This window comes from Actinomadura decatromicini (genome assembly GCF_008121305.1).
Taxonomy (GTDB): Bacteria; Actinomycetota; Actinomycetes; order Streptosporangiales; family Streptosporangiaceae; genus Spirillospora; species Spirillospora syzygii.
Genome location: NZ_VSRQ01000009.1, coordinates 135,714 through 153,987 on the forward strand (window position 1 = coordinate 135,714; position 18,274 = coordinate 153,987).

Here is an 18,274-nt window from a genome sequence, read left to right on the forward strand (position 1 = left end):
TCGTCCCGACCGCGCTGGTTGTGCCGTTCGAGTCGATGTGGCCGATTGATTAGGCAGTGCTGCGTGTGGCGTTTGTGCGGGGTGGGGCAGGTCGTTCGGTGCGGCGCTCGACTCGTTCATCGGGGCCTCCGAGGGGTTGTCGTCGGAGCAGAGTTGCGGGCGCCGCCGGATCGGTTTACACGGACATCGGTCGAGATTCGCGGGAATCCGCTGTCAACCGATGCCGTGATCCGCGCAACATTAGTGAGATCAGGCGATGACTGGCGGTGATCTGATGATCGAGCCGATGGGCGCGGCGACCTTCGTCGCGGTGCTGGGCTGCACCTCCCTGCTGGCGTTCGCCGCGCGCTGGTTCCGGCCCGGGCCCGAGCTGCCGACGCTGGAGGGCTGGGCGCTCGCCGACCGCCGGTTCGGGACGGCCACCGTCTGGTTCCTGCTCGGCGGCACCATCTACACCGCCTACACGTTCGCCGCGCTCCCGGGCCTGGTCTACGGCACGGGCTCGCTCGGCTTCTTCGCCCTGCCCTACACGGTCATCGTCTATCCGCTGGCCTTCGTCCTGCTGCCCAAGCTGTGGACGGAGGCGCGCCGCGGCGGGCACGTCACGGTGGCCGACTACGTCCGCGCCCGCCATGGCTCGCCCGGCCTCGCGCTGGTGGTGGCGATCACCGGTGTGCTGGCCACCATGCCGTACATCGCGCTCCAGCTCCTCGGCATCCGCGCGGTGCTCGCCGCGGGCGGCCTCTACCCGCGCGGCGCCGCGGGCGACCTCGCGCTGGTCGGCGTCTTCGCCTTCCTGGCCCTAGCGACCTACCGGCACGGGCTGCGCGCCCCGGCGATCATCTCGCTGGCCAAGGGCACGGCGATCTTCGGCTCGGTGCTCGCCGTGACCGCGGTCGTCCTGCACCGGTTCGGCGGCCCCGGGCCGATGTTCGACGGCGCGGAACGCGCGCTCGCCGTCCACGGCGCGCCGGGCGCCTCGCTGACCCTCGGCCCGGGCATGTTCGCCGTCTACGCCACGCTCGCCCTCGGCTCGGCGATGGCGCTGCTGATGTACCCGCACGTATTGACCGCCGCTTTCTCCGCGAAGAGCCCTGACACGCTGCGCCGCGCGTCCATCGGCCTCCCCGCCTGGACGGCCGTGCTCGGCCTGTTCGCGCTGCTCGGGGTCGCCGCGCTCGCCGCCGGGGTGCGGGCACCGCCGGGCGCCGCCGAGGCCGCCGTCCCGCTGCTGGTCAGGGAGTTGATGCCGGCGGCGCTCACCGGGCTCGTGTTCGGCGCCCTCGCGGTCGGCGCCCTCGTGCCCGCCGCGATCATGTCGATCGCGGTCGCGACGCTGTTCGTCCGCAACATCTACGCTCCCTACTTCCATCCGACGTCCACGCCCCGGCACCAGACGCGGATCGCGCGCCTCGTCTCGCTGGTGGCCAAGGTCGGCGCGATCGTCTTCGTCTTCGGGCTGCGCGACCAGGACGCCATCAACCTGCAACTCCTCGGCGGGGTGTGGATCCTGCAGACCTTCCCCGCCGTCGCGATCGGGCTCTACAGCCGCCGCCTCCACCCCCGCGCGCTGCTGACCGGATGGGCCGCGGGCATGGTCGCCGGGACGATCCTCGTCGTCCGGAGCGGGTTCTCCTCGGTCGCGCCCATCGGCGTCGGCGGCTGGGAGGTCAACGCCTATACCGCGCTCATCGCGCTCGCGGCGAACCTCCTGGTGGTCGCGACGCTCACCCCCGTCCTCGACCGGCTGGGCGTCCCGCGCGGCACCGGCCCCCGGCCGCGGACGGTCCCGCCGGTCCCGCCGCCCCTCGGCGGCAGAACGGAGACGATCGCATGAGCGCCCTCCGGCCGGGCGTCTCCTTCCGACATTTCGCCTCCGGCAAGGCAGCCGTCCCCGCGTCCTCGCCCCCGTCCTCGCCTGCGTCACCGCCCGCCTCTCCGCCCGCGTCCCTGCCCAAGCCCCCGCCTGAGTCCCTGCCCGAGGGCCCGGCAGAGGCCCTGGCGGTGTCTCCGCCGGTGTCTCCGGCGGCACCCCCCGGGGAGTCCCCGCCGGTGTCTCCGGCGGACTCCCCGCCCGAATCCTCGCCTGAGTCTCCGGCGGAGTCCCCGGCGATGTCTCGGGTGGAGCCCCTGTCGGAGTCCGCAATGGAGTCCGCGGCGGGGTCCTTTGTGGAGCCCTCGGTGGAGTCCCGGGCGGAGTCCTTGGGGGAGTCCGCGGTGGGGTCTTCGGTGGGGGAGATGACGGGTGACCTGCGCGATGTCGATCGGGAGACCGCTGTCACCCGGCTGTTCGGGGCGCACTACGCCGGGCTGCTCCGCCTCGCGGTGCTGCTGGGCGCCGACGATGCGGAGGACATCGTCGCCGAGGCGTTCTGCCAACTCCACCGGCGTTGGAACCGGCTGCGCACCGCCGAGTCCGCGCTGCCCTACCTCCGGTCCGTGGTCTGCAACCTGACCCGCATGCGGCTCCGGCACCTGCAGGTCGTCCGGAAGCACACCGACTGGTCCGCCGAGACGGAGGCGTCCGCGGAGAGCGTCGCGATGCTGCACGACGACCAGCGGGCACTGATCGAAGGGCTGCGGCGGTTGTCGGCGCGGCAGCGCGAGGCGCTCGTCCTGCGCTACTGGCTCGGGCTCCGCGAGAGCGACATCGCCGACGCGATGGGCATCTCCGCCGGGGCGGTCAAGGCGCACACCTCGCGGGGAATGGCCGCGCTCACCAAGATCCTGCGGGAGCGACGATGAACGACACCGAGGACCGCCTGCGCGACGCGCTGGACGCCCTCGCGGGCGGCGTCACGCCCGACCCGGACGCCTACCCGCGCGTCCGGCGCGAATGGCGGCGCAGGGAAAGGCGGCGGCGGCTCGTCCTCTACATCCTGATCGCCGTGATCTTCACCGCCGCCGACGCGATCGGCCTGTGGGCGCTCAACCACGCGCACAACCGCCCGCACGTCATCTTCAGCGTCGAGGACTCGGCCACCCCGCGTCCGGCGCCGCCGATCGGGCCGTCCTGAGGGACCGGGAGGCGGCGCGGCGGGGCGACGTCGGGCCGTCGGACGGTCCTGGTTCACTTTCGTCCGTGCTGACTATCGGATCTGTAGTGCTCGGCGTGTCGGACGTCCGCCGCGCGGTGGCCTTCTGGACGCGGGCCCTCGGCTACGTCCCCCGCGACGATGCGAACGACCGCTGGGCCGTCCTGCTCCCCGCCGACGGGAACGGCGTCCAGGTGGCGCTGGGCCTGAGCGAGTCACCCGTCCAGGAGCATCCGCGCGTGCACCTCGACCTGTACGCGGACAGCGCGGCCGAGCAGGCCGCCGAAGTCGAGCGGCTGGTGTCGCTCGGCGCGGAGCACGTCGACTGGGACCTCTATCCGGACGACCCGGACTTCATCGTCCTCGCCGACCCTGACGGAAACCGGTTCTGCGTCATCGACACCGGCCGAAGTTGAGGGCGGGGCAAAAGACCTCCCGCGCCTGTGTTCCGGTGGCGCTCCCCGTGAACGGGCGCGGCGGTGTGTGGGTAGCCCTTCACCATGGACAAAGCGGACAAGATCGACACCTCCGTCCCGCATTCGGCGCGGGTCTGGAACTTCCTGCTGGGCGGCACCGACAACTTCCCCGTCGACCGGCGGGCGGGGGAGCAGGTCATCGCGGTCTTCCCGGGGATGGTCGACATGGCCCAGCAGTCCCGGCAGATGCTGCGGAGGGTGGTGCGGTACCTGGCGGGCGAGGCGGGCGTCGAGCAGTTCCTGGACATCGGTACCGGCCTCCCCACCATGGACAACACGCACGAGATCGCCCAGCGCCTGGTGCCGCGCTCCCGGATCGTCTACGTCGACAACGACCCGCTCGTCCTGACGCAGGCCAGGGCGCTGCTGACCAGCACGCCCGAGGGGGTAACCGACTACATCGAGGCGGACGTCCACGACCCCGACGCCGTCCTGGCCGAGGCCGCCCGGACGCTCGACCTCGCCCAGCCGGTCGCGCTGATGCTGATGGGCATCATGGGGCTGGTCGGCGACTTCGACGAGGCGCGCTCGATCGTGGCGCGGCTCATGGCGCCGCTGCCGTCCGGCAGCTACCTGGCCCTTTACGACGGCACGACCGCCGACCCCGCCTACACGCAGGCGATCAGCGCCTACAACGCGGGCAGCGGCGCCGCCCCGTACAACCCGCGCGATCCCGAGCAGATCGCCCGCTTCTTCGACGGGCTCGACCTCGTCGAACCGGGCGTCGTCCCGGTCACGGACTGGCGCCCCGACCCGGGCCACGAGAACGCCCCCCGCGTCGCCTGCTCAGGCGGCCTAGCCCGCAAACCCTGACCCCCGCCGAACTCTGCCCTCCCGAGCCTGACCTCCCGAGCCTGACCCCGCGAGCCCAGACCCACGTGAACCTCGGACGTCCGGAAGTCTCGACCTCGCCGGGTTTGACGTTCGTTGGCCCTGATGCCCGCAACCTGGTGTTCACCGTCCGGCCACGGGGCCCGCTTATCATGATCGTTTCTGTTATCGAGAACGATAGGGCGGAGCAAGCGTGCCCCCTGGGCTGATCGCGGCCTTTCCCGGTTTCGGACGGCGTCTCGTCCCTCTCCTCCGGCACGGGCCGTTCCTGCTGGCACTGCTCGGCGGCGCGCTGCTGCGCTGGACCGCCATCCGCGCCTATCCGCAGGGCCTCTGGTTCACCGGCGACTCCTACTTCTACCTCGGGTACGCGATGCGTCCCGAGCCGTCGCCGAGCAAGACGATCGGATACTCCTTCCTGCTCCGCCTGCTGGAGCCGCTGCACAGCCTGACCGCCGTCATGGTCGTGCAGCACCTCATGGGACTCGCGGTCGCGGCGATGCTGTACGCGGTGCTGGTCCGCGCGCGGCTGCCCGGATGGGCGGCGACCGTCGTCACGCTGCCGGTCCTGTTCGACGCCTACCAGGTGGAGCTTGAGCACCTGCTGATGTCGGAGGCCCTGTTCACGTTCCTCATCGCCGCCGGGTTGACGCTGCTGCTGTGGCGGAGCGGGGACGACCGTCCGGGCCCGGCGTCGTGGTGGCTCGCGCTGCCCGCGGGGCTGCTGCTCGGCTCGGCGGTGCTCGTCCGGTCGGCGGGCGCTCCGCTGATCCCGCTGATCCTGCTCGTCCTCCTGCTGAGGAGACGCAGGGCCCGGCTGTTCCCGAGGCTGCTGCCCAAGGCGCGGCCGGACTGGCGTCCGGCGCTGGCGTTCGGCGCGGCGGCGGCGATCCCGCTGGCCGCCTACGCGATGTGGTTCCATTCCGTGCGCGGCACCTACGGCCTCACCACCGCCGACGGCATCTACCTGTGGGGACGGACGGCAGGCTTCGCCGACTGCGCGAAGATGCATCCCCCGCCGGACGAGCGCGACCTCTGCCTCGACGCGAAGACCAAGGCCGAGCACGACCCGCCGGGCCACCTGATCTGGCGTGCCGACGTCCCGCCCCGGCAGCGTCTCGACAACGTCGTGTCACCGGAGTCCAACGCGACGCTGCGCGACTTCGCGATCCGCGCGATCCTCGCCCAGCCCCGCGCCTACCTGAGCACGGTGGGACACGACCTCCGCCTGGCGTTCAGCCCGCACCGCTACCCGCGTCCGACCGCTTCGACCGAGGCGCTGTACCACTTCCCGGAAAGCACGCAGATCTTCCCCGGCGGACGGAGCTGGCGGCGCGGCGGGACGGTCCTCTCGGACGCCATGAGCTACGGCCGCACCGACGAGCCGAGCCAGGTCGTCCACCCCTACGCGGACCGCATGATCGCCTATCAGGAGCGGTACCACCTGCCGGGCCCGGCGCTCGGCGGCGTGTTCGCGCTCGGCGTCCTCGGGCTGGCCGCGGCGCGGCGGCGCCGCAGGGAGGTCTTGCTCGCCTGGGGCGCGGGGACGACCCTCCTGGTGTTCCCCATCGCCAGCGCCGACTTCGACTACCGGTACGTGGTCCCCGCCATGCCGTTCGCGTGCGCGGCGGTCGGGCTCGCGCTGTCCGCCCTCCGCGCCGGGAAACGGGACTCCGGCGAAGCCGAAACGGAAGTTCAGGACGCCGACGACCTCGATCGGCAGCTCACCTGAGGACTTTCGTCGGGCATTGATCATCCGGGTGTTCCGTGATGTTCATGTTTGCTGGTCAAAGTGCTTCGCGGAGCCGGCCGGGGGTCGGCGCGTCAGCGAGGAGGCGGCATGGGCCATCACCACCATCACCATTCGCACGGGGAGCGTCAGGAACTGCCGCCCGTCCTGGACGCGGCCGTGCCGGACGAGGCGCTGTCGCCCGCCGAGGTGTCGCGCCGCTCGATGCTGCGCGGCAGCGGACTGCTCGGCGCGGGACTCGCCGCGGGGAGCGTCCTCGGCGGCGGGGGGACGGCCGCGGCGGCGCAGGCCCGGGCGGGCCGCCGGGAGCCGCGTGGCGGGTACGTGTGGCTGGCGGGCGACCACCACATCCACACCCAGTACAGCCCGGACGGGCAGTACCGCGTCATCGACCACGTCCGGCACGCCAACGCCTTCGGGCTGGACTGGATGGTCATCACCGACCACGGCAGCGTCCAGCACGCCAAGATCGGCGTCGAGAAGGTCAACCCCGACATCCGGGCCGCGCGCTCGGAGGTCGAGGACACGCTGGTGTTCCAGGGGCTCGAATGGAACATCCCGGCGGCCGAGCACGGCACCGTGTTCGTCCACCCGGGAAGCAGCGAGGTAGCGGTGCTGAAGGAGTTCGAGAACTCCTTCGACGGCGTGGTCAAGAACGCGACGGCCAGCACGCCCGCCAACGAGGCGCTCGCGATCGCGGGCGTGAACTTCCTCGCGGACGCGGTCCGCCGCCGCAAGGTCACGGACGCGCTGTTCCTCGCCAACCACCCGGCCCGCAAGGGCATCGACTCGCCGCACGAGATCCGCGGCTGGCGCGACGCCCAGCCCCGCATCGCGGTCGGCATGGAGGGCGCGCCCGGCCACCAGGCCGCCGGGATCCCGAAGCCGCACGGCCCCGGCTCCGGACGCGGCTACTACGACAACAACCCGAGCGCCGACTCCTTCCCCGGATATCCCGCCGAGAGCTACCGGACGTTCGGCGGCTTCGACTGGATGACCGCCACCGTCGGCGGCCTCTGGGACAGCCTTCTCGCGGAGGGCAAGCCGTGGTGGATCACCGCCAACTCCGACTCGCACGCCATCTACACCGACACCGCGACCCGGGGCCCGGACAGCGACTTCAACAAGAACGGCTACTACAACGACCCCGTCTACGCGGGGGACGTCAACCTCGCCAACGGCGACTTCTGGCCCGGCTACTACAGCCGCACGCACGTGGGCGCGACGTCGTTCTCCTACGCCGCCGTCATGAACGCCATCCGTGAGGGGCGAGTCTGGGTTGACCATGGCGGCCTGATCAGCGGCCTGGACGTCCGGGCAAGGGCGACCGGGACCGGGCAGCGCGGCGTGCCGCTCGGCGGCGTCCTGCACGTCCGGCGCGGCGGCAAGGTGGAGCTGGTCATCGAGATCGACCTGGCGAACGGCCCGAACTGGGCGCAGTTCGTCCCGACGCTCGCGCGGGTGGACGTCGTCCAGGGCGACGTGACAGGGGCCGTGTCCGACAAGGACGCCTTCACCACACCGAACACCAAGGTCGTGAAGTCGTTCGAGGTCGGGCGGAACTCCGGCTCGGTCCGGCTGGTCTACTCGCTCGGCGCCGTCGACAAGCCCGTCTACCTGCGGCTGCGCGGCACGGACGGCAACCGGACCGCCCCCGGACTGCGCGGAAAGGACGTCGACCCGAACGGCCCCGCCATGGACGTCGTCGGCAACGCCGACCCGTGGAAGGACCTCTGGTTCTACAGCAACCCCATCTGGGTGCTCCCCGGCCGATGACGGGTCCGCCGCCGAAGACGGCCGCGCCGCCGGAGACGCCCGCGACGCGCGTCCTCGGCGTCGACACCGGCACGAGAACCCTCCAGGAGGCCGAGCACCTGATCCGCGATCTGGTCACCGTGCTCGGCCTCCAGGACGGCGCCACCGCCTGCACCCATTTCATCCGCGACGGGCACCCGCACGTCGCGGTTTCACTGGACGTGCCCGCCGCCACCGACCTCGATGGTCTCCCGGACGATGCCGGGATTTCCTTCGACAGCCGCCGCGGCCCGGCCGACCTCGCCGGGTGGGCCGCGGCCGCGGCGGGGGAGCACGCCGCCCGCCGGTCGGGACGCGCCGTCCTCTTCCCGGGGGCGGAGCGGCTCACCGGAACGCTCACCGTGGGCGACGTCCTGGAATGGTCGGCCATCGAACGGGTCCGGGTCCTCGCCACGTCCGAGCCGCCCGCGCGTGAAACGGTGCTCGACACTCGCGGGCACGTCCGTCCCGAATGGGCGGACGGCGTTCTCGTGCTGGCCGCCATGCCCGCCGCGGGCGGCGTGCTCGTGCCCTTCGAGGTGCCCGATCCGACACCATGCTGCGCCGATCACGCCTGACCCGGGAACTCAGCGGGCGTAGACCTCAAGCGTCCATTTCCCGGCGGGCTTGACGCCTTTCATCAATTCCGCGAGCGCGGCGTCATCGGTGGCCCGCACCTTGTTCGCCTCCGCCGGGAGGACCGCGACCATCAGGGTGGCGTCCGCCTCGATCCGGACGTCCCGGACGACGCCCTTCGACTCGGCCGCCTCGCAGCCGATGACGCGAGCGTGCGTCCCGTACTGGACGGCGGCGGTGGCCGCGCCGTCCAGGCAGGTCACCCGCATGCGCAGCGAGGTGCCCGGCCGCTTGAGCTCGACCGGGCGGACCCGCCCGTCGGCCGTTCCCGTCACCCGTGCCAGCAGCGGCAACCCCTCCACCGACGGCTGCCGCCGGGCGCCCCGGGGATTCTCCATCCATTTGCACATCGAATCGCATTTCCCGTTGTAGATCCGAATGCTCCAGTTTCCCGGCGTCGGTGGGTGCGAATTCAGATAACGGTAAAGGCCGGACACGCCGCCTCCGGTGACGAGGGTGTCGCTGAGCCGCCGCCCCGGATCAACGGGAAGGACGGTCATCTGGACGGTGACGGGCATTCCCGGAGTGGTTTTGAGATACGACGTCGAACCGCAGTCACCGCTCCCGAGCGTCCCGCGCGTCGTAGAGAACGACCTGCCTTCCGCGCAATGAGCCGTGTACATCGTGAAGGGCTCGGTCGGGGTGAACGTGACGCGCGCCATTCGTCCGAACTGGGTGAAGCGGACCTCCTTCAGCGGCCGGAGTCCCTCGACCTGAGGGCCGTCGCGGAAGGTCTCGTTCGGCGTGCCGGGCATCGCCGCCGCGAGCGCCCGCTGCTCGGCCCCGGGCGGCGGCGGGCCCCCGCCGTCCGGCCGCGCGACCACCGCGAACGAGCCCGCGGCCGCCAGCGCCACCCCGAGCGCGCCCGCAGCGGCCCGGCGCCGGTTGCCCCGCCGGACCCGGCGGCGGACGCCGTCCAGCAGGTCGGCCGGCGGCGTCCCGCGCGCGCTCTCGTCCTCCATGACCTCGACCAGGTCCTGCATCGTGTACGGCATGGTCACTCTCCTTCCCGCGACGCGGAGGCCAGGACGCCCGGATCGACCCGGAGCTTGGCGAGGGCCTTGCTGGTCTGGCTCTTCACGGTCCCGACCGAGCAGCCGAGCGCCGCCGCGACCTGCGACTCGGACAGGTCCTCGAAGTAGCGCAGGACGACGGTCGCGCGCTGCCGGTGGGGGAGCCGCCCGAGCGCATCCCACAGCACCGCCTTGTCCTCGGCCGCGCCGATGCCGTCCGCCGGGTCCGGCCCGTCCGCCGGACGCTCGGTGGGACGCTCGCCCCGCCAGCGCCGCCGAGTCCAGGACGCGTGCGTGTTGACGAGGATGCGGTAGACGTACGGATCGGGGTCGTCCTCGATCCGCCGCCACGCCCGCCACGCCTTGACCAGCGCCGTCTGCAGCAGGTCCTCGGCGAGCGCCCAGTCACGGCAGAGCAGATAGGCCGTTCTGAGCAGGCGCGGCGACCGTTCCCTCACGTACGCCACGTAGTCCGGTTGCTCCCGCATCCACCCTCCAAGCAGATCTCCTGCCGACAAGTACCGGCTGGACCCCCGGAACGGTTGCCCGGACGATCGCGGGCGCGGGCGCCGCGTCGGCCGATCGTCGCAGACCGGCATGTGACCATGACGGGTGATCACATGGGGTTCCGTAATGATCTGTCGCGGAGATCTCCACGAGAGGGGCACCGCGCGTTTCCGGTCGCGGCTTCGGGTTCATATGAGTGCGGTGGAGTGACGGCGGCGGACTCGCGAAGGAAGAGCCAACTGACATGAGGCATGGGTTCACTCGAATGGTCGCGTCGATCGGGTTCGGCGCGGCCGTGGTCGCCGCCGCGCTGCCCGGGAACGCGCTGCCCGGGAACGCTTCGGAGGCGGCAAGGCGTCCGGGTTCTCTGCTGAACGAGTCGTTCACCGGAGCCACCGCGGATTCGCGTTTCATCGGATACGGATCCGCGTGCCTGACCGGCGCGGCGCGCGGAAAGGCGCCCGCCGAGGGCTCGAACCATCCGCTGCGCGGATGCCGCCGCGACCCGGCCGGTCCGGTGCCGCCCGGCGGCGCGGCGCGGCACGGATACCTCCAGCTCACCGACGCCCACCCCGAGCAGACCGGCGCCGTGCTCTTCGACTCGCCGCTCTCCGCGCGGGACGGGATCGAGGCGACCTTCGAGCAATGGCAGTACGGCAACACGACGCGGTCGCCCGCCGACGGCATCTCGTTCTTCCTCACCGACGGATCGCGGCGCCTCACGACGCCGGGCGCGTTCGGCGGCAGCCTCGGCTACGCCCAGAAACGGCCGGCCGGCCGGTCCGACGCCCAGTTCGTGCCGGGCGTCGACGGCGGATACCTCGGCATCGGTCTCGACGCGCTCGGCGAATACTTCGGCGACGGGGAAGGGCGCGGGAATGGCTGCGACCGCCGTTCCCCGGCGGGGACGTCGTCCCGTCCGCCCGCCCCCGGACCCAATTTCGTGACCGCCCGCGGCCCCGGCAACGGCGTCCAGGGCTACTGCCTGCTCGCCGCCACGAGCGAGGACAGGTCGAGCAGCGGCCGGTGGTCTTCTGCGCTCCCCGGGAAACTCCACGGAGACCTGAAGAAGATGCCCGCCAGGGTGTCGGCGGAACGGGCCGAAGAGCTGCTCGACCCGGTGAAGCGGACCGTCCGCGTCGTGGTGTCGCCCGGCCCCAACCCCGTCGTCACCGTCGACATCGATTTCGAGGACGACGACGGTTTCCAGGAAGTGCTGAGGTTCCGCGCCCCTCGGCCCCTTCCGGCGACCGTGAAATTCGGGTTCGCCGCGTCCACGGGAGCGCTCACCGACGTGCAGCTCATCCGCCGAGTGGTCCTGCGCAGCAAGCGCGCGTCCGAATAGGAGCCGTTCCCCGGCGGTGGCCATGCGGCTTTCCGAGCGGAGCGCATGGCCACCGCCGGGGGACGATCAGCGGCCTTCCAGCGTGCGGGTCTGCCGGATCTCCTTCCAGCTCCGCGGGGTCGACGCGGCCGCGACGCGCTGCGGCGGCGAGGCGGGACGCACCGGCGTGTGAAGCCAGGTCTGGAAGAGGCCGTGCAGGTCCTTTCCGGAGATCTTCTGGGAAAGGGCCTCGAACTGGGCCGTGGTGGCATTGCCGTAACGGTGGCGCGCCACCCAGGCGCGGAGAATGGCGAAGAACTTCGCGTCGCCGACGGTCGCGCGCAGCGCCTGGAGGGTCAGGGCCCCGCGGTCGTAGACGGCGTCATGGAACTGGTTCTCGCCGGGCCCCGGGTCCGCGACCTTGACCTTCCAGAACGGGTCGTCGGCCGGGTAACTGTCGTAGGTCTTCTTCGCGACCTCGGCGGCGGTTCCCTGCCCGGTCTTCTCCGACCACAGCCATTCGGCGTACGAGGCGAACCCCTCGTTCAGCCAGATGTCGCGCCAAGTCGTCAGCGAGACGCTGTCACCGAACCACTGGTGCGCGTTCTCATGGACGATCAGATAGGGCCGGACGCCCGAGGTGAACGCCGCGGGACTGTAGAAGACCCGCGTCTGCTCCTCCAGCGAGAAGCGCGACTTGACGTTCGGGACGTAGCCGCCGATCGACGTGAACGGGTAGGGCCCGAACACCGTGCTCTCCCAGTCGACGATCTCCGGGGTGAGGTCGATGCTCGCCTTGGCCGCCTTGAGCAGCGCCGGGGCGACGTCGGGGCTGTAGGCGGTGATCACCGGCAGGCCGCTCTCGGTGCGGCCCTGGTGGACCTCGAACTTCCCGACCGCGAGGGTGGCCAGATAGGTCGCCTGCGGTTTGGCCTCGTGCCAGGAGGTGGTCGTCCAGCCGTGGGACGTGCGGCTGCGGCGGGGCTCGCCGTTGCTGACCGTCTGCAGCCCTTCGGGAACCGTGATCCTGATGTCGTACCTGGCCTTGTCGAGCGGATGGTCATTGCTGGGGAACCACCACCAGGCACTCTCCGGCTCCTGGGCGGCGACCGCGCCGTCCGGCGTCCTGACCCATCCGACGTAGTCGTTGTACTTCTTCGTAGACGGCACGTCCGAATAGGTCACCGTGATGTCGATCCGCGAGCCCTTGCGCAGAGCGCGCGCGGGCGTGATCACCAGTTCGTGCGCACCGGACTTGGCGAACGCCGCCTTGCGACCGTTGACCTTGACCTTCTGGGTATCGAGCAGGAAATCGAGGTTGAAGCGGCTGAGGTCCTGGGTGGCCCGGGCCGTGATCCTGGCGGTGCCCTGGAGCGTGTCGGTGGCAGGCTGGTACTTGAGGTCGAGGTTGTAGTGGCCGACGTCGTACCCGCCGTTCCCGTAGTCCGGGTAGTACGGGTCGCCGATCCCGGGCGCGCCCGGCCCGGGTGCGGCGAGGGCCGAGGTGGCGCACAGCACGACGCCGGTGGCGGCGGCCGTGACGGCAAGGAGGGGGGTTCTTCGCATGGGGAGCACTCCTTCGCAAACTCTACTATTCCTATAGGAATATAGGAGATCCGGCCGGGCCGCGGCGCCGGCGCCGACGGCTCGCGGGGATGCCGGGAGTCACCCGATGATTGTCTTGGAGGCCCCTCGGCGCGACTAGGGCCCCGGGATGCCGTGTATCGCGGGCGTATCGAAAACCGCATACGCCGCCGCGACGGCCCACCGTCTTCAATGGGGCGAGACGGAAGCGGAGGCAGCGTGATCAGGGGATGGCAGAGCCTGCTCGGGACGTTCACCGGCGTCGTGTTCATCACGGCGGCCGCACTGCCCTTGGTGGTGCTGACGGTGTGGGCGCTGGCACACCGCCGGAAAGCCACCGGCGCCACGTCCGCCCGGGCGTGGCGAACGTCACTCGCGGACGTCGGCATCGTCTACGGGACGGCCCCGGGAATCTGGTTGATCTTGTTGCCGGGTCCGGGGGCGGGCATCGTCCCCGGCCGGGTGAGCCTGGTGCCGCTGCGGGACCTGGCCACGATGCCGACGGGCCAGATCGTCGGCAACCTGCTGGTGTTCGCGGCGCTCGGGTTCCTCGCCCCGCTGCGGTTCCCGGCGCTGGCGTCGGTGCCGCGGATCCTGGTGCTCGGGGCGGGCTGCTCGGTCCTGGTCGAGACCGCGCAATACGTCCTGTGGCTGGACCGCGTGTCCTCGGTGGACGACGTCCTGCTCAACGCCGCCGGAGCCGGACTGGCCGCGCTGGGGTCCCGCCGGTACTGGCGGTCGTCGTCGGGCGCCGACGGACCCGGATCTCACGCCGCGCCCGCCGCGGGACGCTCCTGCGCGGGCTGAGCAGAGGCGGACCGGCGCCCGTCCTCGCGAGGAGGACGGGCGCACAGCGCTCAGGACCCTTGAAGCAGCGCCGGTTCGGGTGCGGTGGCGGTGAGCACGTGACGGAAGTCGCGCACGGCCGAGCACTGCCGCTGGGGGGCGGTCCTATTCGGCGGGGCGGATCGTCTGGGCCGGGGTCACGGCGAGACCGGTGTTGATGGACACGGTTTCCGGCTCGTAGCAGTTATGGGGGTCCCAGACATCCAGGCCACCGCCGATGCCGGTGCTCAACCACAGTTCAACCCTCTGGTTCCGGTAAAGGACTTCGCTCTTACCCACGCGATCCTTAGGGCTGCCGATCCTGATCGGACACCGTCCGTCAATGTCGATGACGAGGGGGGAGAGCGATGCGGCCACCGTGTCGATGGACGATAGGTACCGGGTGGCCGTCATGGTGATCGGAACTCGGAAGGTGGGGTAGCCCAGGTAGTTCGTGCTGGAGCAGCCGTGAACCGTCACCTTGTCGATCCGGCCCTGCCCGGAACTGTCGAGGAAATCGCCGCTGAAGCGCACGTAGCAGTCCAGCTCGTTGAGCCGGACGCTTCCTTCGGCGGTGAACGTGCCACCTGGGGTAACCGTCCATGTCGTCTGCTGAGCGGACGCACTGGCCGGGACGAGGCAGGTAGCCAGGAGAGCGGCGAAGCCGACGACGAGGCCGGCGGTGGACCTTCGCATTATTCCTCCAAGGTGTGGTTTCCGGGAGGTTACGTCGGCCGATGGTCCGTACCCAGACCCCAATTGTGAGGCGGGTACGGGCGCCCGGCCGACTCAATTGGCATCTGCTGACAAGCGGCCCGCTCGATGATCGCCAGGTGGGAAGAAAATGTGGTGCTGAGATGATCACTGGAAAGGGCGAAGTGAATCGGAAAGGCGGTCGTCGAGTTGGCCGATTGCGGCCTCAGGAAGGTCCTGCAGAAAGGTGAGTTTTCAGCGGGCCGTTGGGCTTCGGCGCCCTCTGCGAAGGCGGCGCGGAAGGCGGCCTCGCCGAAGCGGCCTGGTGGGGCCCAGAACAGATGGCCGAGGGCGCATCCTGCTGCTCGACCCCACGCGTTATGAGATCGTCGAGGAGGCCGACAACGGCGCGTAGGGTGCACTGCTGGTGCGTTCTTAAGATCGCTTTCCCGCTCGCGTGCAGGTGAGGCGGCTGCCGGTCTCACTCCTTTGCATACGCCGGCGATATGCCGGGTTGCCTAGGCTTGAGCCATGCGCGTGCTGATCGTGGAGGACGAGCCCTACCTGGCCGAAGCCGTCCGGGACGGTCTCCGGCTGGAGGCGATCGCCGCCGACATCGCCGGGGACGGGGACTCCGCCCTCGAACTGCTCAGCGTCAACTCCTACGACCTCGCGGTCCTCGACCGCGACATCCCCGGCCCGTCCGGCGACGAGGTCGCCCGGCGGATCGTCGCGTCCGGCAGCGGCATCCCGATCCTCATGCTCACCGCCGCCGACCGCATCGACGACAAGGTGTCGGGATTCGGGCTCGGCGCCGACGACTACCTCACCAAGCCGTTCGAGCTCCGCGAACTGGTGCTGCGGCTGCGGGCGCTGGACCGCAGGCGCGCGTACGCCCGGCCGCCGGTCAGCGAGATCGCGGGCCTGCGGCTGGACCCGTTCCGCCGGGAGGTCTTCCGCGACGGGCACTACGTCGCCCTCACCCGCAAGCAGTTCGCCGTCCTCGAAGTCCTGGTCGCCGCCCAGGGAGGTGTCGTCAGCGCCGAAGAGCTGCTGGAACGGGCCTGGGACGCCAACGCCGACCCGTTCACCAACGCGGTCCGCATCACCGTCTCGGCGCTGCGCAAGCGACTCGGCCAACCGTGGCTGATCGCCACGGTCCCCGGCGTCGGCTACCGGATCGACACCCGCACCGAAACGGACACCGGGACGGACGCCGACTCGGACGCCGACGCCACCTAGCCCGGCACCCGCTCCGGCCGGTGTCTCAGCCCTTGTCGCGCGCGTCGCGGATCATGTCGCGGACGCGGTCGACCATGGCGACCATGGGCCCCGCGAGCATGTTCTTGGTGGCGGACTCGGTGCCCGGATGGGGATGGGTGGGAGCGGTGGCCTCGGCGGCGCGGACGGCGGCGGCGAAGCCCTTGAGCTGGGCGGGGCTGAACTGGTCCTTGAGCCGGTCGAACTCGTAGCGCTCCTCGGCGCGGGCGTGGGTGAGGACCTCGATCCGCAGCTTGTCGACGGACTTGAGGAAGCGCGGGTCCTCGGTGTCCATGCCGTCCAGTTCCGAGAGCAGTTCCTTGGCCTCGCGCTCCTCGGCGAGCCGGTCGTCCACGATGCCGTCGCCGCCGGGGAGCCGCCGCGCCATCGGATGGACGATCTCCTCCTCGGCGGTCTCGTGGACGGCCAGCAGCCGCACCAGCTCCCGGAAGGCGCCCGCGCGCTCCTCGCCCTCGGTGCTCATGACCTGGTCGAACAGGTCGCGGATGCGGCCGTGCTGGGCGCGCAGCAGGTCGATCACGTCTTCGGTCGTCCGAGCGTCGGCGGGTGTGGTCCGCATGAGCCCTCCTGGCTGTGGTGGTCGGCCCTTCGGCCCTGTGGTGGTCGGCCCCGTGGTGGTCGGCGCGGTCCGCGGCGGCCCGTCCGAGCGGCGGGCCACCGGGTGCGTGACGCGGCGTCAGTTACCCGGCGTCGCGGCGGCTAAGCGGGCCGGACGCCGGGGACCGGCAAAGATCTTGTCCGCGATCCGGCACCCGATGTGCGGAACCGGGCTCCTCGGGTAGGGGCGGCTCCGCCGAGACGTCCGAGATCATCGTCAGAATTCACGAGGAGAGTGAGCCCGGTGGCGTTCAACCCGCTCGAACACCGCGGTATCCCGCTGGACGACCAACTGCGCAACTGGAGTCAACTCGACGTCGCCCCCGTCGACCCCGACCGCTCCGATCCCTACACCAAATGCCGGATCATCACGATGAACGGCATCGAGGTGGAGGCGATCATGTTCAGCCACCACTTCGCCCGCGTCTGTCCGGACATCGAGGTCAAGCAGCAACTGGCCAAGGTCCGCTACATCGAGGCGCAGCAGCAGAAGGTGGTGAACTGGCTGCTGCCGGGGCAGGCGTCGGTCCTGGAGACCACGATCAGCTACGAGCAGGTCGCCGTCGACCTGACCGGCTGGGTCGCCCGCATGGAACCCGACCCCTACCTCAAGCAGGCCTACCAGTTCGGCCTGCTGGAGGACTTCGACCACCTGTACCGGTACGCCAACCTGTACGAGATCATCGAGCACCGCAAGGCGGAGAAGGTCATCGACCAGCTCACCGAGGTGATGCCGGGACGGCCCGGCTACCTCCAGCACCGCGACGCCGTCGACAACGTCCGCGAGCCCTACGACAAGGACGCGACCGCGCCGATCTCCAAGCTCCACGCGCTGACCATCATGTCGGCCGAGCAGCAGACGATGAACTTCTACATGAACGTCGGCCCGATGTACATGGAGCCGATCGCCCGGCAGCTCTACCAGGAGATCGGCCTGGTCGAGGAAGAGCACGTCACGCATTACGAGTCGCTCGTCGACCCGGGCGAAACGTGGTGGGAACGGCTGGTCAACCACGAGTACAACGAGTGCTACCTGTACTACTCGTTCATGCAGACCGAGACCGACCCGCGCGTCAAGGGCATCTGGGAACTGCACCTCAACATGGAGCTGGAGCATCTGCGGATCGCCTGCGACCTGATGCGCCGGCACGACGGCCGCGACCCCGAGTCGGTCCTCGCCCCCGCGCTGCCCGAGCCGGTCACGTTCGAGCCGAACAAGCAGCTCGTGCGCGAACTGCTGGGCACCCAGATCGACTGGACCACGCTCGGCACCGGTTACGTCCAGGAGGCGCACCAGCGGTTCGAGGAGTACCAGGACAGGATCAACGCCGAGCGGGGCGCGCAGGAGCGCGTCATCGACGAGCACCGCGACAAGTTCGGCGACGAGTACCGCCTCACCACCGAGGGCGCCCATCCCGTCGCCGGCCTTCGCGACAAGCCGAAGGAGTCATAGTCGCCGACCGGAAACGGCCTTCGGCTTGATCGACCCCGAAACGGGGATTCTGCGAAATTCCTGCAACTCATCGATCTTCCCTGCGCTATAGTCCTGCCGTTTTCGGTTATCCATCCCCCGCGCAAGGAAGCAGATGAACCTCGATTTCAGTGCCGAGCCCCTGTTCTCCTGGTACGTCATCGCGCTGATGGCGTCCGGGGTGCTGATGGCCGCGGCGGCGGCGCTGCCCGGCTCCAAGGTCACGGAGCGGCTCCTGTACGTCGCGCTGGGCATCGGGATGCTCGGTTACGGCGTCTACCTGGGCTTCATTTTCGACGGCGGCTCGTACGAGATCTTCTTCTACGTGTTCGTGGTGCCGATCGTGGTGCTGGCGCGGGCGGTGCGCGCCCTGGTCAGCGGGCCGCAGCGCGCCTGACGGAGGACGCCCGGAGCCCTCGTATCGCGGGTTTGTGAAAACTGGTCGCCGATCTCGTTG

Annotated in this window: 18 protein-coding genes; 13 read left to right on the forward strand and 5 right to left on the reverse strand. The window is 70.6% G+C overall.

The genetic code is table 11. The features are described 5' to 3' along the window. Nucleotides 1-256: 256 nt before the first annotated feature. From FXF68_RS35160 to FXF68_RS35195, 8 genes are all read left to right on the forward strand, one after another. Nucleotides 257-1,837 (forward strand): sodium:solute symporter family protein, encoded by a 1,581-nt coding sequence (locus tag FXF68_RS35160; RefSeq protein ID WP_222870235.1) that lies wholly within the window; start codon nucleotides 257-259, stop codon nucleotides 1,835-1,837. 401 nt (nucleotides 1,838-2,238) lie between these two features. Continuing rightward, on the forward strand, nucleotides 2,239-2,745 hold the full coding sequence (locus FXF68_RS35165; RefSeq protein WP_222870236.1) for a sigma-70 family RNA polymerase sigma factor: 507 nt from the start codon (nucleotides 2,239-2,241) through the stop codon (nucleotides 2,743-2,745). Further along, nucleotides 2,742-3,017: a hypothetical protein gene (locus FXF68_RS35170; RefSeq protein WP_148349874.1), complete on the forward strand. Its 276-nt coding sequence runs from the start codon at nucleotides 2,742-2,744 to the stop codon at nucleotides 3,015-3,017. The genes FXF68_RS35165 and FXF68_RS35170 overlap by 4 nt, the downstream gene beginning before the upstream one ends. A 65-nt stretch (nucleotides 3,018-3,082) precedes the next feature. After that, nucleotides 3,083-3,451 carry a VOC family protein gene (locus FXF68_RS35175; protein WP_148767082.1) on the forward strand — a complete coding sequence of 123 codons (369 nt, stop codon included), beginning with the start codon at nucleotides 3,083-3,085 and terminating at the stop codon, nucleotides 3,449-3,451. Between the two features lie 84 nt (nucleotides 3,452-3,535). Then, entirely contained in the window at nucleotides 3,536-4,324 is a 789-nt protein-coding gene (locus tag FXF68_RS35180) for an SAM-dependent methyltransferase (protein WP_148767084.1), read from the forward strand. Between the two features lie 211 nt (nucleotides 4,325-4,535). Further along, the gene (locus tag FXF68_RS35185) at nucleotides 4,536-6,074 is read left to right on the forward strand and encodes a phospholipid carrier-dependent glycosyltransferase (RefSeq protein ID WP_148767086.1); all 1,539 of its coding nucleotides are present in this window, start codon (nucleotides 4,536-4,538) and stop codon (nucleotides 6,072-6,074) included. Between the two features lie 108 nt (nucleotides 6,075-6,182). Beyond that, complete coding sequence (locus tag FXF68_RS35190; protein ID WP_148767088.1) at nucleotides 6,183-7,868, forward strand: PHP domain-containing protein; 1,686 nt, start codon at nucleotides 6,183-6,185, stop codon at nucleotides 7,866-7,868. Beyond that, on the forward strand, nucleotides 7,865-8,464 hold the full coding sequence (locus tag FXF68_RS35195; protein WP_148767090.1) for a hypothetical protein: 600 nt from the start codon (nucleotides 7,865-7,867) through the stop codon (nucleotides 8,462-8,464). The genes FXF68_RS35190 and FXF68_RS35195 overlap by 4 nt, the downstream gene beginning before the upstream one ends. 9 nt (nucleotides 8,465-8,473) lie before the next feature. Here the strand turns inward: FXF68_RS35195 and FXF68_RS35200 are convergent, their stop codons facing one another. After that, entirely contained in the window at nucleotides 8,474-9,517 is a 1,044-nt protein-coding gene (locus tag FXF68_RS35200) for a hypothetical protein (RefSeq protein WP_148767092.1), read from the reverse strand. Nucleotides 9,518-9,519: 2 nt separating this feature from the next. After that, on the reverse strand, nucleotides 9,520-10,023 hold the full coding sequence (locus FXF68_RS35205) for a SigE family RNA polymerase sigma factor (RefSeq protein WP_148767094.1): 504 nt from the start codon (nucleotides 10,021-10,023) through the stop codon (nucleotides 9,520-9,522). Between the two features lie 263 nt (nucleotides 10,024-10,286). On the opposite strand from FXF68_RS35205, the gene FXF68_RS35210 reads away from it, so the two are divergent. Then, the gene (locus FXF68_RS35210; protein WP_148767096.1) at nucleotides 10,287-11,387 is read left to right on the forward strand and encodes an L-type lectin family protein; all 1,101 of its coding nucleotides are present in this window, start codon (nucleotides 10,287-10,289) and stop codon (nucleotides 11,385-11,387) included. A 66-nt stretch (nucleotides 11,388-11,453) separates the two neighbouring features. Here the strand turns inward: FXF68_RS35210 and FXF68_RS35215 are convergent, their stop codons facing one another. Further along, the gene (locus FXF68_RS35215) at nucleotides 11,454-12,932 is read right to left on the reverse strand and encodes a M1 family metallopeptidase (protein ID WP_148767098.1); all 1,479 of its coding nucleotides are present in this window, start codon (nucleotides 12,930-12,932) and stop codon (nucleotides 11,454-11,456) included. A 237-nt stretch (nucleotides 12,933-13,169) separates the two neighbouring features. Here FXF68_RS35215 and FXF68_RS35220 point away from each other — a divergent pair, with 237 nt between their 5' ends. Further along, entirely contained in the window at nucleotides 13,170-13,757 is a 588-nt protein-coding gene (locus FXF68_RS35220; protein ID WP_222870237.1) for a VanZ family protein, read from the forward strand. 144 nt (nucleotides 13,758-13,901) lie between these two features. On the opposite strand, the gene FXF68_RS35225 is transcribed toward FXF68_RS35220, so the two are convergent. Further along, entirely contained in the window at nucleotides 13,902-14,471 is a 570-nt protein-coding gene (locus FXF68_RS35225) for a hypothetical protein (protein ID WP_148767102.1), read from the reverse strand. 528 nt (nucleotides 14,472-14,999) lie between these two features. On the opposite strand from FXF68_RS35225, the gene FXF68_RS35230 reads away from it, so the two are divergent. After that, the gene (locus FXF68_RS35230) at nucleotides 15,000-15,710 is read left to right on the forward strand and encodes a response regulator transcription factor (protein WP_148767104.1); all 711 of its coding nucleotides are present in this window, start codon (nucleotides 15,000-15,002) and stop codon (nucleotides 15,708-15,710) included. A gap of 25 nt (nucleotides 15,711-15,735) precedes the next feature. Here the strand turns inward: FXF68_RS35230 and FXF68_RS35235 are convergent, their stop codons facing one another. Continuing rightward, complete coding sequence (locus FXF68_RS35235) at nucleotides 15,736-16,308, reverse strand: hemerythrin domain-containing protein (RefSeq protein ID WP_148767106.1); 573 nt, start codon at nucleotides 16,306-16,308, stop codon at nucleotides 15,736-15,738. Between the two features lie 282 nt (nucleotides 16,309-16,590). Between FXF68_RS35235 and FXF68_RS35240 the strand changes: the two genes are divergently transcribed. Next, a complete protein-coding gene (locus FXF68_RS35240; protein WP_148767108.1) occupies nucleotides 16,591-17,799 on the forward strand; it encodes a hypothetical protein in 1,209 nt (402 codons plus the stop codon). A gap of 133 nt (nucleotides 17,800-17,932) precedes the next feature. Beyond that, the gene (locus tag FXF68_RS35245; RefSeq protein WP_148767110.1) at nucleotides 17,933-18,214 is read left to right on the forward strand and encodes a hypothetical protein; all 282 of its coding nucleotides are present in this window, start codon (nucleotides 17,933-17,935) and stop codon (nucleotides 18,212-18,214) included. Nucleotides 18,215-18,274 lie beyond the last annotated feature (60 nt).